This window comes from Synechococcus sp. OH20, from assembly GCF_047502685.1.
Classification (GTDB): domain Bacteria; phylum Cyanobacteriota; class Cyanobacteriia; order Thermostichales; family Thermostichaceae; genus Thermostichus.
In genome coordinates this window covers 18,596-32,976 of sequence record NZ_JANSIQ010000043.1, presented here as the reverse complement: position 1 = coordinate 32,976, position 14,381 = coordinate 18,596, and the positions used below count along the sequence as shown (strand labels likewise).

Below are 14,381 nucleotides of genomic sequence, written 5' to 3'. Positions count from 1 at the left end.
CCCAGATCTCTCGCCGGAGATTAAAAATATGACTTAAAATGTAACAATACTTAGCAAACGCCGGTACTTCCCTGGCTCAGTCTGAAAGTGTCGTGGTTTCTGGCAAAGATATGGCAACGATTCGCTTTGTCAACGAGAATCGAGAGGTCGTCGTCGCGGAAGGCGCTAACCTGCGCTTGAAGGCGCTAGAGAATCAGATCGACCTCTACAAGATGATGGCCAAGCTGCTCAACTGCGGCGGCAACGGTCAATGTGGCACCTGCGTGGTGGAGATCGTCGAGGGATCCGAGAACCTCTCCCCTCGCACCGAGGCAGAAAACCGCAAGCTCAAGCGCAAACCGGATAGCTACCGCCTCGCCTGCCAGACCAAAGTGCTGGGGGATATTGCCGTCAAAACGAAGCCCTAACGCCCATTTTCTCTTTGGGCAAGCCGTACCTAAAGAGTGGTATGCTGACTGCCAGTTAGGCTTGTGGCGGTTGGAGCTATGGAGACGAATTACCTGGGCATCTTGGCCACTCTCTTGGTCGTTTTGGTGCCCGCCATCTTCCTGGTGATTTTGTACGTGCAAACCTCTAGCAGATCTGGCGGTTGACCCTACTGGCTCAAATCGGGCAAATGGCGTGCCCAAGGCCAGACAAAAAGGGGATCCTCTCGACAGGGAGGATCCCTTTGCTCTTGCAAGCCGGACGAACCAAAGGTACGCAGGTTAACGGCCTCAACCGGCCCGGTCAACCTGTTGCCTGAGCCGCCCTAGCTTGGTCAAATGTTCCTGCAGGCTCATACAAAAATTCAAACAGGTTGCCGTAGGGATCCTTACCGTAGAAAGAGGCAGTGCCATCCCGATGGCTGTGGATTTCTCCTACCCGAATGCCTTGGGATTTCAGGCGCTGGTGCTCTTGCTGGAGCTCCTCCATGGTGCTGAAGACAAAGCCAAAGTGCGGCCCTGCTGCCCGGTAGCCCGGCCCCAACAGCGCCAGCCCATCGTCTCCGGCTTTCATGTAGGCCCAGTCGGGATCCTGCCAGACGTTGACCATGCCCAGCTTTTGGTAGAACTCCACTGCCTTGGGGATGTCTTCTACCCGGATGGCGACATGCCCGAGTTGCCTAAGTGCCATGGTTCTCTCTCTGCTCAATGGAGCCAACTGCAAGGGTTCTCCTGTAATCCAGCATAGCTTGGGGGAGGATTCCCTCTCCACTCCCCAGCGAGCAGAGATGGGATCCAATCAATTTCAACCTCATGTCAAGCCAAGGCCAGTCCAACGCTTAGGCTGTTGGCTGGGTGGCCAGGAATCGTTCTAGCTCGCTCAAAGCTTCTGCATCCATTTTGGTTTGCATGGGGCAGAACTTCGGCCCGCACATCGAGCAAAACTCCGCCGTTTTGTAGATATCTGCCGGCAAGGTTTCGTCGTGATATTCGCGCGCCCGCTCTGGATCTAAAGACAACTCAAATTGTCGGTTCCAGTCGAAGTTGTAGCGGGCTCTGGACATTTCGTCATCGCGATCCCTGGCCCCAGGACGGTGGCGGGCAATATCGGCAGCGTGGGCGGCAATTTTGTAGGCAATGAGGCCGTTGCGCACATCCTCGGCATTGGGCAAGCCCAGGTGTTCTTTGGGGGTTACGTAGCAGAGCATCGCTGCCCCGTACCAGCCGGCCAAGGCCGCCCCAATGGCAGAGCTGATGTGGTCATAGCCGGCGGCAATATCGGTTACCAGCGGCCCCAAAACGTAGAAAGGAGCCTCGTCGCACTCCTCCATTTGCTTGCGCACGTTAAACTCAATTTGATCCATCGGCACGTGCCCAGGCCCTTCCACCATCACCTGCACATCGTGTTCCCAGGCCAGGCGGGTCAACTGGCCCAGGGTTTTCAACTCCGCCATCTGGGCCTCGTCAGAAGCATCGTGCAGACATCCGGGCCGCAAGGAATCTCCCAGACTAAAAGAGACATCGTATTTCTTGAAAATCTCGATGATGTCGCGGAAGTGGGTGTAGAGCGGGTTTTGCTTGTGGTGGGCCAACATCCAACGGGCCAGGATCCCGCCTCCGCGAGAGACAATTCCGGTTAGACGGTTGCGCACCAACGGCAAGTGTTGGATCAGGATCCCGGCATGGATGGTCATGTAGTCCACCCCCTGCTGGGCCTGCTTTTCGATGATGTGCAAGATATCCTCTGCCGAGAGTTTTTCGACATGGCCATGCACACTTTCCAGGGCCTGGTAGATCGGCACCGTGCCAATGGGCACCGGAGAAGCTTGGATAATGGCCGTGCGAATTTCGTCCAAGTCGCCACCGCCGGTGGACAGATCCATAACGGTATCGGCGCCGTATTTGATGGCCAATTTCAGCTTTTCCAGCTCCTCGGCCAACCCAGAGGAAGTGGGGGAAGCGCCGATGTTGGCATTGACTTTGCAGCGGGAGGCGATCCCGATGCACATCGGCTCTAGGTTGGTGTGATGAATATTGGCAGGGATGATCATGCGGCCCCGCGCCACCTCTGAGCGGATCAGCTCCGGTGGCAGATTTTCCCGCCGAGCCACGTAGTCCATCTCTTCTGTAATCACGCCCTGCCGGGCAAAGTGCATTTGCGTTACATTTGCTTGCCCACGCCGGCGGGCAACCCATTCGCTGCGCATGGTGTCAACTCCAGTGCTCGCTTTCCTACGCTGGTATGACCCAGATCAGGTTCTGAGGATGTAATCTCAGCCTGGGGCAAAACCCCCAGACACTCCTAGCGTGCTGTGATTCTATCACCGAAAGTAAACTACCTGACTCCGACCGCTAAGCGGTACGGAGCGGGCTTTCCGTAGCCCTGCAGTTGGCAAGCCAACCACGGGCCTCTGGGCCGGTTTACAGCGACCCCCAAAAGGGCAATGTTGGCACCGTTCAAATCTGCATCCCCTTCCCAACCACAGGCCGGGTTCACACAACGAAAATGCTTCCCTTCCCGTTGCCCAAGCCACAAACACCGGTGGCAGGTCTGCGAGCTGTAGGCAGGCGGCACCACCACAACCTTCACCCCTGCTCTGGCGGCCTTGTAGTGCACAAACTGCCGCAACTGGTAGAACGCCCCTCGCGCTAGCGGGCCGTAGGCCTCACTGTTCGCCCGCCGCCGCTCCGTCTTGCTGCGTGGCTGTTGGTTGGTACGCTCCCGGATCCCGGTCAGGTCTTCCAAGGCAATAAAACGGTGGGTGGCCAGTGCCCTAGCAACAATGGACTTGGAGATGCGATGGTTCACCCAAGCTTGAAAGCGTCTCTCCCGACCAGACAGCCGTTGCAACAGCTCCCGGCATCGACGCCGAGTGCTGCGTGTGCCCTTACTGGCCTTGCGTTGCAGAGCCGCCCTCAACCGGGAGTAGTGATCCCTCACCTTATTCAGCTGCTGTCCATTCCAGTTGTCCCCCTCAGAAGTATGGGCAATATCTCTCCTACCCAAGTCCACACCAATCGCCTCGGTGGTGTCTTGTGGCTCCGGTGGGTCGTGCTCCACGCAAATCTGGATGTAGTAAGAACCGTCTTGGCGTTTGACCAACGTGGCCGCTTTGGGATGAGAACCCGCCAGCATGCCGCACTGGTAGTTACTTATATCCAGCTCAAAGCGTTCGCGTCCCTCAACGGTGGTCAGCGACACCGTCCAGTCTTTTTCCCGAAAAGAAAAGATGCGGGCATCGTAGGTAACAAAACCCCCCTTGAAGGCTTTGACCGGACGATTCTTTTGCCGGGCAACCTTGCGGGCAGCGGCCAGCCTTCTGCACACCTGTTGTGCCACTCGCGCTAGCGGGACGGAGTCCTTATTGCTGGAGAGCCCAAAGCGGGTACGAATTGCGCGGTAGCAGAGCGATTGAAGCTTGACTGGGTTGACCACCTTCTCTGGTGTGTTTTGGTTGACCCAGTAAGGCCTACGGCCCGCTGGCGCGAGGAGTGCTTGTGCAAAAGCCGACAAGGTTGCCTCTAGCTTCACGGCTTGCGAAGCAGACACCTTGAGCTTGCAGGAGATAGTCAGGACTTGGGCCATGTCACGATTATCCGTCGTCCGCATTGCTCCCGCCCCTGACCCTACGGGTACAGGGCGGGGCTCCTGCGGTTTCTAGCTGAAGCAAGGCAGGAGCTTTGGGGTCGTTTCAGAATAGTTTAAGGCGGTTTCCGGTCGCTTCTTGCCGCCACCCTTAGCCCCAACCCCTCTCCTAGAGAGAGAGGAACTCGTCAAGAAGTTGCTTGTCTCTCTCTCAAACGAGCTTCCCCCTCTTCAATAGCCACCGTGCCTTGACCCAAGACTTTCTGAAAAAAGGATCCGAAAAGATGCTTTGTTCGTCCAACTGTGGGATCCACACAACCGACAATCTTGCTTAGGAGATCGTCCTCTACGAATTTAATGTAGGAAAATCAGTTGTCGTGAACGTAGATTTGGTGGGCAACTCTATCTCTAAGTCTCTCTTGATTGACAACAAAAGAGTCTTCGCCTTCAAATTGGATTCCTAACTCATAGGCGATAGCATCGGTCAACGCCTACTCGATAAAAAGGCTAGACAAAACATCTCCGCAGAGTTTCTGGATCGGAGATGGTTCTGTGTATTTCATCCGCTCCGATAGCAGTTCGGCAGCGGGGAAGGCGGCCAACAATAAAACGTTGTCTTGATATTCTCCTTTTCTTGAAGCTGCGGGTCGATCAGGGGATCCCGCCCAGCCAGCGCCGCCAGCTCCACCAGGGATCCCCTCTCCTGGTGGCCCTAAACAGCTCGGCCACTTCTTCGCCGCTGGGTCGAGCCCTAAAGGTCTGGAGGACGCTGTAGAGGCCGGGCTCTTCCTGCTGCCACAGGCTCCAGGGATCCGGGTAGGCGCGAAACAGGGCTCCTTCCAGCAGCGAGCGCAGGTAGTAACTGGTCTCAAAGGTGCTCAGGAAGCGTTGCCGCAGCCGGCGCCCGGCCAGCCCCACCCCCACTGCGGCGGCATCCTGAAGTTGTGGGTTGAGGAGAACGACGGGCTTGGGATCCCGGCCTTTGGCAGCCAGCCCAGAAGGATCGCCGCCGCTCACCACCTGGCAGACCCGCTCCACCTGATCCAGGCTGTAGACTGCTGGCATTACAAACAGGACGCTCTGGTCTGGTGTAGGCTGCGTGCGGGCGGTCAGGCTTTGCAGTTGCATCCCGTCAGGAAGGGATCCCCACTCCCGCTGGGCCAGGGCTGCTCCGCCGGCATCGCTGAACAACACCAAAGCCGGTGGCTGCAGCAGCTCCAAGAACGGACGGGCTAAGACTTCCGGCTTGATGTCGGGGGCGAGGATCTCGATGAGCAGGCGGCGATACCCCGCCTGGATAGCCAGGCGTGTGGCCTGGATGGCCTGCTCGCAGGCTTGGGCCAGATCGCCGGGCAGGTGGGGAAACTGAGTCAGTTGCAGTTGTTCAGCCACAGTCTCATCCCATCAGATCCATCAGATAACAAGATTGCAACAGACGCTCAGCCGGACAAGTCTTCCCAAGCCCTGTGGGTGAGCAGTTCTTCCAGAACCCGCACCCCCCGCAGTTGGTTGGAAAGGGGCAGGTGACCTTTGGGGGCAGACAGATCCCAAGTGAACTCGTTGGGGTAGCGGGTCCAGTGGTAGCCTTGTTTCCAGCCAATCAGCGGCCAGAGGCGCTCCCAGTTGCGATTCACCCCCAGCCAGAGCTGCCGCTGCACCGAGTAGCCGAAGCGATCCCCGGAGGCCGCCCGCCACAGGCGATCGATGGTGCGCAGATCCTCTGCCGGGATCCGGCTCACTTCGGAAAAGTACAGCCAGCCCCGCCGCGCCGCCCCCTCTCCCGCTGCCCGGCACAGCAATTGCAGGCTCAGCCGATCCGCTTCCAGCCAGGCTCCCGCCGCCAGCAACTCCTGGAGAGGCCGATAGTCAATGTCCAGGGCTGAAATCAGAGGGACTGTCACCATTGCCGTTGCAAAAGGTTTCTTTCGAATTCTAGTCCCTGTTGGCGGCCCACTCAGGGTTCAGGAGGATACTTGGGCGGGTTCCCAAAGACGATGCGATAGCCAAGATAGGCCACCCCTAGCAACCCCGCCAGGATCCACAAGAAGGCTGAGAAGGGCATGTAGGAAAAAAAGACAACATAGACCCGGCGGCTGAGCCAAGAAAAAATGAGATAGACTGCCGCCAAGAGGCCGATCCCTTGCAAGGTGCGGAAAGCCGGCACCCGCGAGAGCGGCATGCGCTGCCGTGCCACCCAGATGGAGCTAAGGAAATAGTAGGGAGGCACCAGCAGCAGAAACATATCCGCCTGCTTCACCACCGCCTGCCAGCCAGCCGTGTTGGTGGCATAGGCCAAATAGCCAGCCCAGAGGATGACGCTGACTGTTGCTAGGCCAATGTTCAAGCTGAGCAGCATAGGCTCTTCCCACTGCCCTGGGATCCAGTCGCAGAGAACCCAAACCAACCAAGGAGCCGCAAAGAGCAGGATGGCAATCGTCAAGCCGTTGGCGTTGAGCTGGGTGAAAAACGTTTCCAGGGTCATAATGGCGAAGGGAGGGAAAGTCAATTTCGCTCGATAGTAGCGTAGTTCCAATCCTTGACCAAAATCCGTCAACACTGCCCAAAAAACAACGGTCTCAGGGATCAAGTTTTCCGGACAACCCAAAAGGGATCCCTAAATTACCAGCGATCCTTTCTGATCCACTTGGCAACATCCTTTCCCAAAAGTCCAAGGTCTTGCTCCCGACAAACGCCAACCCCTCCCCCAGCAAGGAGAGGGGCGGCGGGCTCGGCAACAGCCCAGACTAGAGGCCTTGCAGCACCGTATCCTGGCGCACCGAGAGGTTCTGGATGCGGGTATCTTGCGCAGCCGGGGTATCCTCCTGGGTGAACACGCCGATCTGCCGCAAGTAGCGAGCCAGCGCATCCTGCTCGCTGCCGGGGGTGTCAAAAGTGATGCCGGAGCTGGGGGCCAAGTTCACCCGGTTGGGGTTAGACAGGCGCGGGAAGGGATAGTCATCCCCACCGTTGGCCAAGAAGTCCAGCGTCACCAGGCGGAAGGTACGGCGGGGATCCCCTTGCAACTGGCCGTTGCGCACCACCACATCCCGGCCCGTGGGTGTGTCCACCCGCAAAGAGATCACGCGGGATCCCGGTGGTCGCGACGGATCAAAGCTGAAGGCAAAGCCGCCAATCTGCGGGAAGCGGCCCGGCGTGGCCCCTGGCTGGCTTTGCGCCACCCCGTGTTCTATCAATTGCTTCAGCTCCTCGGCGGTGACGGTCACCAGCGACAGGCCGTTGTTAAAGGCAAGGGAGGTTTCGATATCCAGTTGCGAAACTTGGCCTGACTGCTTGCCGGCATCGGGGTTGGCCACCGGAGGGATCCGCCGCACCGGCTCGCCGCCGCCGCCGCCGGTGGTAGCCCCAATGGGAGCGCGAATGCCACCCCCGTTTTTCAGGGAGATAACCGTGGTGGCATCGACAGTTTTGGCGTAGGCCAAGTTGGCATCAGCCGTGAGGTTGCCCAGGTTGGTTTCCTCGGTGCGCACCTCGGCCCGCAGGCCGTTGAGGAATTGCGTAGTAGAGCCAAAGGTGCGGCCATCCTTGGTGCGGATGATGTTGCCGATCTCGTTGGCCACCCGCACCACGTCGGGGTTGGGAGTGCCGCGCACGGCTGCCACCCCTTGGTCGTCGGTGGCATAGGCGCCGCTTACCGGATCGATGCGGGCAATCACCCCGTTGGCGTCGAAGCCGGCCACCAAGCGGCCCACGTAGCGGTAGTTGGCGCCGGTGTTGACCACTGCCACCGGCTGGCCACTGGCTGAGGTGCGCAGGATGGGGTAATCGCCCGTGCGCACATCTTCAGGGCGGAGGCGGTCGGTGGGCTTGGCAATAACACGGTGGGAGCCGCCGGCGATGATGACATCGACATCCCGCAGTTGGCTGGCCAGGGTTACCTCGTTTTGGAGCTGCTGCAGGTGGGCCAGGAGGATGATCTTGTTAATGCCCTGGCCAGTGAGCTGGTTGACGAAATTCTGGATGAGGGCAGCGTTCACCTGGTCGGTGTCGTCCACCCTGCCTTCCACCCTCACCTCAGGGCCGGGACTGGAAATGGCGGCCAAGCGGGTGGTGGTGGCACCCACCAAGCCAATCCGCTGTCCTCCCACCGTGATCACCGCCGTCTTGACGATCTTGCCGCGGATGGAGCTGGCCTCTTGGCCATCGGCAGCAAAGTCAGAGCTGGCCAGTTCGCCGGTGCCGCTGAAGCTGAGGTTGGCGCTCAAGTAGGGAAAGCGGGCGCCCGCGTAGCCGCGGCTGCTGTCGGGTCGGATCAGGTCGCGAATTTGGCGCGTGCCTTGGTCAAATTCATGGTTGCCAAAGGCAGACGCCTCAAAACCGATGGCGTTGATGATTTCAATGTCGGCTTTGCCAGGCGTGCGGTCATACCGACCTCGCAGGGAAGGATCCGTGCTGGCGTTGTAGAAGGGGCTGGGAATGTAGTTGTCGCCACTGGAGAGGATCACGGTGTTGGGAAATTGGGGCCGCAGTGCATTCACCACCGCCGAGAAGCGGGGGGCATCCTGAACGGCGGCAATGGAAGCTTCCAAGTCGCTGGCGTGCAAAATCTGCAGCGTAAAGGCGGGCGGTTGACTGGAGAGGGTGACATTGGGATCCGAGGCGATAAACCCCGCTCCTCCGCCGGCTGGAGGAACTGAGCTACTGCTGGTACCGCAGGCGCTGGCCAGGCCCAGCACCAAACAGCACAGCCCAACCCACAGGGACTTGGCCAGAGGGTTCAGCCAAGCCGGAAACCCTCCCTCGGCAGGGGCTAACCCTCGAGCGCGACAAGCTGATTTCATGACAGTTCCTTCACTCCATCCACGAGACAAGACGCATCCGCGTTCAAGCTACCAGGGCTGGGCGGGAGGTTTCGCTATGGCTTGTTTAAGATTGGGTCAAGCTCAGGTTAAGCTTGCCGCGGATCCCAGCCAAACTGGTGCAAGTCCACCCGGCCCTCGGCGTCGAAGGGGATCCCTTCGGCTTGGAGTAAGACTTTTTGCAGGTCGTCGTAGCCGAGGCGAAAAGGGGAGTAGGAGATGCGCCCTTGGGCGTTGATCACCCGCTGCCAGGGGATGTCGGTTTTTTGGCCTTGCAGGCGAAACAGGGCATAGCCCACCTGGCGAGCATACCCCGGATAGCCGGCAAGCCGCGCCACCTGCCCATAGGTGGCCACTCGCCCCGGCGGGATCCGCCGCACAACTTCATAGAAGCGCTGGTAGAGGCTGATGGATTGGGCCTCGGTGGGGCAAGCCGGTGTCATAGGGATCCCTACCCAAACTCAGGAGACAATGGAGTTGGCTGATAACAAGCGCAGCTCTTCCTATGAGTTATCTCATTGCGGTACTGCCGGATCGCATGGCTGCCGAGGCGGCCTATAGCGCTCTGGAACAAGCCGGCTTCCCTCTGGAGCGATTGCACCTGCTGGGGCGAGGCTACAAAACGGCGGATGAATTTGGGCTCATCGATCCGGCCCAAGCAGCCCACCGCCAGATGCAGCGCCTGGCCATTTGGCTGGTGCCCTTTGGCTTTTTGGCGGGAGTGGGGTTCAGCGTCCTCAGCGGCCTGGATACCTTTGCCTGGGCGGGATCCCTGGGCAACCACCTAATCGGCGGCCTGTTGGGTGCCCTGGGTGGGGCCATGGGCAGCTTTTTTGTGGGGGGAGGAGTAGGCCTGACCAGCGGCTCCGGCGATGCTTTGGCCTACCGCAACTGTCTCAATGCGGGCAAGTACGTGCTCATTTTGGAAGAGGAGAACGAAACCCGCCTGCGCGAGGCAACGCGGATTTTGCGCCAATTTGAGCCGGAGAATCTACAAGGGTACAGCGAGCGCCTTTGAAGACTAGAAAAGAAATGGGTACAGCAAGCTTAGACCCCTTCGCATAGGTTCAATCGTGAGGGAGCAAAAAGCATGTCTTGGCAGTGGCAGCGACCTTTGGCCTTGCCTGCTCCAGTGGGCCGTGGCTGGGCCATCGGCCTGGGGGCGGGGATCGCCTGGCTGACCTCTGGGCCCGCTCTTGCCCACCACGCTCTGGGCGGGAGATTGCCGGCCACAGGGTGGGAGGGGTTTTTGTCGGGCCTGGCCCATCCGGTGATCGGCCCAGATCACCTGGCCTTTGTGGTGGCCATTGGTCTCATTGCGGCAGGGCAGCCCTGGCGCTATGGGATCCCGCTGGGCTTTGTGCTGGCCGGTCTGGTGGGCACCGGGATCCACCTGGCCGGCTGGGATCCCCTTGGGCTAACCGAGTTGGCCATTGCCTGTTCTGTCGTTCTCTTTGGCCTGCTGCTGGTTCAATCGCGGCAGCTCCCCAGTTGGCTCTTGCTGCTGTGGGGGTCCCTGGCGGGGCTATTCCATGGCTATGCCTATGCCGAAGCGATCATCGGTGCCGAACCCATGCCCTGGCTGGGCTATCTGCTGGGGTTGAGCACCGTTCAATATGGGGTAGCGCTCCTTGCCCTCTGCGCGGCTGAAACCTGGGCAGAGAGGATCCCTGGCTTAATCCGCAGTGCCGGCTGGATGATTGCAATAGTGGGGGCTATATTCCTAACGTTGGCGGTGGTGAGCTCCTAGACACCCTTGCACTGGGGATCCCCAATCCGGTACAAGGATAACGGTGAAGATGAGTAACAACAAGGGGAGATCCCATGGAGCGCACCTTTATCGCCATTAAGCCAGACGGCGTGCAGCGGGGTCTGGTGGGCACCATCATCCAGCGCCTGGAAAGCCGGGGCTACCAATTGGTGGGCCTAAAGCTGGTGCAGGTAAGCCAAGAGCTGGCGGAAGCCCACTACGCTGAACACAAGGAGCGCCCCTTCTTCCCCGGTTTGGTGAAGTTCATCACCTCAGGGCCGGTGGTGGCCATGGTCTGGCAGGGCAAAGGGGTGATTGCTGCCGCTCGCAAGCTCATTGGCAAGACCAACCCTTTGGACGCCGAGCCGGGCACCATCCGCGGTGATTTTGGCATTGATATTGGCCGCAACCTCGTCCATGGCTCCGATGGCCCCGAGACCGCCCAACGGGAGATCGCCCTTTGGTTCCAGGAATCCGAGCTGGTAAGCTGGACGCCCGCCACCCAAAGCTGGATTTACGAGTAGGCATAGCCGGCGGCAGCAAAATGGCTCGTCGCGTCGATCCCTAGTTCTCTTCTCCCTTTGAACAGAGGCTAGAGATAAAAGGCAAAGCCAAGCTGGCCCTAGCCAGAACGGGAATCAAGGCCGACAGGCTCAGAAGCGGCGGAGCTTTCGCTGGGATCCGGGAGATACAGCCGCTCTTCCGAGGCATCGTACTCAAAGAGCTCCGCATAGCGCCCCCAGTCAACGGCTGTAGCAAACTGCCGCTCAGCTTCCTCGTGGGGAAAATGTTCGTCCCAGAGATCCAAGAAGAAGTCCGCCCGCATGGAGCGGCTGTTTTTTTCTTCCAGCGTCTGCAGGATGCTCTTGAAGACCGGCACCCGTGCCAAAAGCTGCTGTCGGAAGAGATCCTTGCTGCGCAAGATGGTGGTGTTGGCAAAGTCTTGGCCGATCTCGGTCAGTTGTACCACCCTGCCGCTTACCTCGGCAAAGCCCAACAGCACCGCCGCATCCAAAATCGGCAGCAAGTCATCCACCGCCAGTTGCAGCCGCTCGGCCAGCTCGGCAATCTCTACCCGTGCCTGCGGCCATTCCACAATCAGCTCCAGCAAACCACTGATGCCGCCCACCCGCGCGTGGGGCAGGGGCAGCGCGTAGGGAGAAGTTGCCCTACTGCTTACCGAAGTGGGGGCAGCCACCTCGCCGGTTACCGGGATCTCCGGATTGGTCATGATCTCGTAGATGTAGTCGACCAGGGACTTGAAGCGGGGATCCGTACGCTCGTGGGGCCGCGGCAGGTCGATCTTCACCTCTCCCCGGATCCGCCCCGGCTTGGATCCCAGGATCACCACCCGATCCGCCAAAAACACGGCCTCTTCGATGTTGTGGGTAACGATGAGAATGCTCTGGGAAGGGAAGGCCTGGGTGTTCCAGAGCTCGTCGATCTCCCCCCGCAGGTTCTCCGCCGTCAGCACGTCCAGGGCACTGAAGGGCTCGTCCATAAACAGCACCTTGGGCTCTAGAACAAAGGCGCGGGCAAAGCCCACCCGCTGCTTCATGCCCCCCGACAGTTCCTTGGGGTAGGCATTCTCGAATCCGTCCAAGCCCACCAGGTCGATGGCTTTGAGAGCTTTTTGCCGCCGGATCTCGCGCGGGATCCCTTGAGCCTGCAGCCCCAGCTCCACATTTTCCTGCACCGTCAGCCAGGGCAAGAGGGCAAAACTCTGAAACACCATGGCCACATCCGGGTTGGGGCCCCGCAGAGGACGTCCATTGCTCAACACTCGCCCTTCGCTAGGCGGGATCAGGCCCGCCATGATGCGCAGCAGGGTGCTTTTGCCGCTGCCGCTGCGGCCCAACAAAGCCAAAACTTCCCCTGCCCGCACTTGCAAATCTATCTGGCTTAAAACCGTAAACTCGCCCTTGCCCTCCGGCAAAGGAAAGCGCTTGTAGACCCTCTCAACTTCTATCAGAACCGGAGAAGCTGCAGAACTCATATCAGATAGCCTCAAAGATTAAAGGTGATATTTTTCTTCTGCCAATTGATACAACCGCCGCCAGAAAAGGCGATTGATGCCCACCACAAACAAGCTCATCATGCCAATGCCCAAAGTAATGCGGGGCCAATCTCCCACCGCCGTTGCCTCAGCGATATAGGTGCCCAATCCCGTAGCCTTGAGAGTGGTGGATCCCCAGGCCACGATCTCCGAGACAATGCTAGCGTTCCAAGCGCCGCCGCTGGCCGTGATCCCCCCGGTAACCCAGGCAGAAAAGATCCCCGGAATAATCAGCTTTTGCCAGAGCTGCCATCCCCGCAAGCCCACATCCACGGCCATCTCGCGCAAATCTGTGGGAATGCTCTGGGCACCGGCAATGGAGTTAAAGAGAATGTACCACTGTGCTCCCAACGACATCAGCAAAATGCTGCCCCACTCAATGCTAATTTGGGTGCGGATGAAAAACAGCGTGGCAAATGGAAAGAGGAAATTGGCCGGAAAAGCTGCCAGAAATTGCACCACCGGCTGCAGCAACTTTGCCAGGCGTGGATTAAAGCCGATGGCCACTCCGATCGGCGTCCAGATCACGGTGGCGAAAACCAACAGCACGCTGACCCGCAGCAGGGTGAGGATCCCCAGCCCAAAGGTCAGCAGCACCTCCCCGAAACCCACGGTGGTGGACACAAAATGAACAATCCAAATCCCGATCCCGCCAATGGCCAGCCAAGAGAGCTGAGTCAACAGCCGCTCGCGGCGTCGCTCCGCCTCGGGATTGGGTGGATCCCCCCAGCGCGGGCGAGTTAAATAGGACAACAGCCGATCCGCCAATTCTCGGAAGGGAGCCAGCCAATTGCCCAGCAACCGCGGGATCCGCGCTGTGGTTAGCAGATCATACAGCCACGACTCCGGGGCAGCCGTACTGGCGCTCTGCTCCAGGCGAAACTTATCCGACCAGGCCACCAGAGGCCGCCAGAAGAGCTGATCCACCAGCAGGATCACCACCGCCATGGTCAAAAGCGCCCAGCCCAACTTGGGCAGATCCTCTGCTTGAACGGCGGCTTCCACATAGGATCCCAGGCCGGGCAGGGTGTACTCCTGGTTAAGCACGCTGATGGCCTCGCTGGCGGCCACAAAGAACCATCCCCCGCCAAAACTCATCATGGCGTTCCAGATGAGGCCCACCATCGCCGCCGGCACTTCCAACTGGACGAAGCGCTGCCAGCCCGACAAGCGGTAGAGGGTAGCCGCTTCCACCAGCTCCTGCGGCAGGGTGCGCAAGGATTGGTAAAAGGAAAAAGTCATGTTCCAAACCTGGCTGGTGAAGATGGCGAAGATAGAAGCCGCCTCCAGACCCAGCAGGCTGCCGGGAAAAAGCGCGATGAAGCCGGTAACGGTAATGGAGAGAAACCCCAACACCGGCACCGATTGCAAGATATCCAACAGGGGGATCAAAATTCGCTCCGCCCAGCGACTTTTGGCAGCGATATACCCGTAGATCAGGGTAAAAAGGGTGGAAAAGAAGAGGGCGATGAACATGCGCAAGGTGGAGCGGGCGGCGTAGTAGGGCAGGTTGCGCGGATCCAGGTCGACTCGGGGCACCAGCGCCGGCGGCTGAAACTGCTCAAAAGCCCCCGTCCCCACCTGCGCCACCAAGGCCAGGAGAACCAACGTGCCCAGAATAATAGCCCCATCAGCAGCCCCAGCCGGCAGCCGACGGAGTACCTCTGGAGAAGGAAAAGTCCTCATGTCCGCTCCGAAAGGTTCACGAAACGGTAACAAAGCATCCCCACCCCGCCCCGCAGAATAG

General features: G+C 59.3%; 15 protein-coding genes and 1 riboswitch. Of the genes, 5 read left to right on the top strand and 10 right to left on the bottom strand.

Features of this window, described 5'->3' with window-relative positions; genetic code table 11:
* The first annotated feature begins 110 nt into the window (after positions 1-110).
* Both NW826_RS09750 and psbM read left to right on the top strand, forming a co-directional pair.
* Positions 111-407, top strand: coding sequence for a 2Fe-2S iron-sulfur cluster-binding protein (locus NW826_RS09750; RefSeq protein ID WP_414335084.1), 297 nt, complete (start codon positions 111-113; stop codon positions 405-407).
* 78 nt (positions 408-485) lie between these two features.
* Entirely contained in the window at positions 486-593 is a 108-nt protein-coding gene (gene psbM, locus NW826_RS09745; RefSeq protein ID WP_414335083.1) for a photosystem II reaction center protein PsbM, read from the top strand.
* 136 nt (positions 594-729) lie between these two features.
* On the opposite strand, the gene NW826_RS09740 is transcribed toward psbM, so the two are convergent.
* From NW826_RS09740 to NW826_RS09705, 8 genes are all read right to left on the bottom strand, one after another.
* Complete coding sequence (locus NW826_RS09740) at positions 730-1,116, bottom strand: VOC family protein (protein ID WP_414510024.1); 387 nt, start codon at positions 1,114-1,116, stop codon at positions 730-732.
* 148 nt (positions 1,117-1,264) lie between these two features.
* The gene (thiC, locus tag NW826_RS09735; protein WP_414337009.1) at positions 1,265-2,632 is read right to left on the bottom strand and encodes a phosphomethylpyrimidine synthase ThiC; all 1,368 of its coding nucleotides are present in this window, start codon (positions 2,630-2,632) and stop codon (positions 1,265-1,267) included.
* Positions 2,633-2,637: 5 nt separating this feature from the next.
* Positions 2,638-2,739, bottom strand: a riboswitch (TPP riboswitch).
* 21 nt (positions 2,740-2,760) lie between these two features.
* A complete protein-coding gene (locus NW826_RS09730; RefSeq protein ID WP_414510078.1) occupies positions 2,761-4,011 on the bottom strand; it encodes an RNA-guided endonuclease InsQ/TnpB family protein in 1,251 nt (416 codons plus the stop codon).
* 651 nt (positions 4,012-4,662) lie between these two features.
* Positions 4,663-5,403: a DUF1995 family protein gene (locus NW826_RS09725; RefSeq protein WP_414510023.1), complete on the bottom strand. Its 741-nt coding sequence runs from the start codon at positions 5,401-5,403 to the stop codon at positions 4,663-4,665.
* 47 nt (positions 5,404-5,450) lie between these two features.
* Positions 5,451-5,915, bottom strand: coding sequence for a GUN4 domain-containing protein (locus NW826_RS09720; RefSeq protein ID WP_414510022.1), 465 nt, complete (start codon positions 5,913-5,915; stop codon positions 5,451-5,453).
* Between the two features lie 50 nt (positions 5,916-5,965).
* Positions 5,966-6,517 (bottom strand): hypothetical protein, encoded by a 552-nt coding sequence (locus NW826_RS09715; RefSeq protein ID WP_414510021.1) that lies wholly within the window; start codon positions 6,515-6,517, stop codon positions 5,966-5,968.
* A gap of 238 nt (positions 6,518-6,755) precedes the next feature.
* Positions 6,756-8,810: a bifunctional metallophosphatase/5'-nucleotidase gene (locus tag NW826_RS09710; protein WP_414510020.1), complete on the bottom strand. Its 2,055-nt coding sequence runs from the start codon at positions 8,808-8,810 to the stop codon at positions 6,756-6,758.
* Between the two features lie 107 nt (positions 8,811-8,917).
* The gene (locus NW826_RS09705; RefSeq protein ID WP_414335821.1) at positions 8,918-9,271 is read right to left on the bottom strand and encodes an MGMT family protein; all 354 of its coding nucleotides are present in this window, start codon (positions 9,269-9,271) and stop codon (positions 8,918-8,920) included.
* Positions 9,272-9,333: 62 nt separating this feature from the next.
* Here NW826_RS09705 and NW826_RS09700 point away from each other — a divergent pair, with 62 nt between their 5' ends.
* From NW826_RS09700 to ndk, 3 genes are all read left to right on the top strand, one after another.
* Positions 9,334-9,846, top strand: coding sequence for a hypothetical protein (locus tag NW826_RS09700; RefSeq protein WP_414510019.1), 513 nt, complete (start codon positions 9,334-9,336; stop codon positions 9,844-9,846).
* A gap of 72 nt (positions 9,847-9,918) precedes the next feature.
* Positions 9,919-10,578, top strand: a complete 660-nt coding sequence (locus NW826_RS09695) for a HupE/UreJ family protein (protein ID WP_414510018.1) — start codon at positions 9,919-9,921, stop codon at positions 10,576-10,578.
* 74 nt (positions 10,579-10,652) lie between these two features.
* Positions 10,653-11,102: a nucleoside-diphosphate kinase gene (gene ndk, locus NW826_RS09690; protein ID WP_414335826.1), complete on the top strand. Its 450-nt coding sequence runs from the start codon at positions 10,653-10,655 to the stop codon at positions 11,100-11,102.
* A gap of 98 nt (positions 11,103-11,200) precedes the next feature.
* Here ndk and NW826_RS09685 read toward each other — a convergent pair whose 3' ends face one another.
* Positions 11,201-12,574, bottom strand: a complete 1,374-nt coding sequence (locus NW826_RS09685; protein WP_414510017.1) for a nitrate/sulfonate/bicarbonate ABC transporter ATP-binding protein — start codon at positions 12,572-12,574, stop codon at positions 11,201-11,203.
* Between the two features lie 18 nt (positions 12,575-12,592).
* A complete protein-coding gene (locus tag NW826_RS09680; protein ID WP_414510016.1) occupies positions 12,593-14,320 on the bottom strand; it encodes an ABC transporter permease in 1,728 nt (575 codons plus the stop codon).
* Positions 14,321-14,381 lie beyond the last annotated feature (61 nt).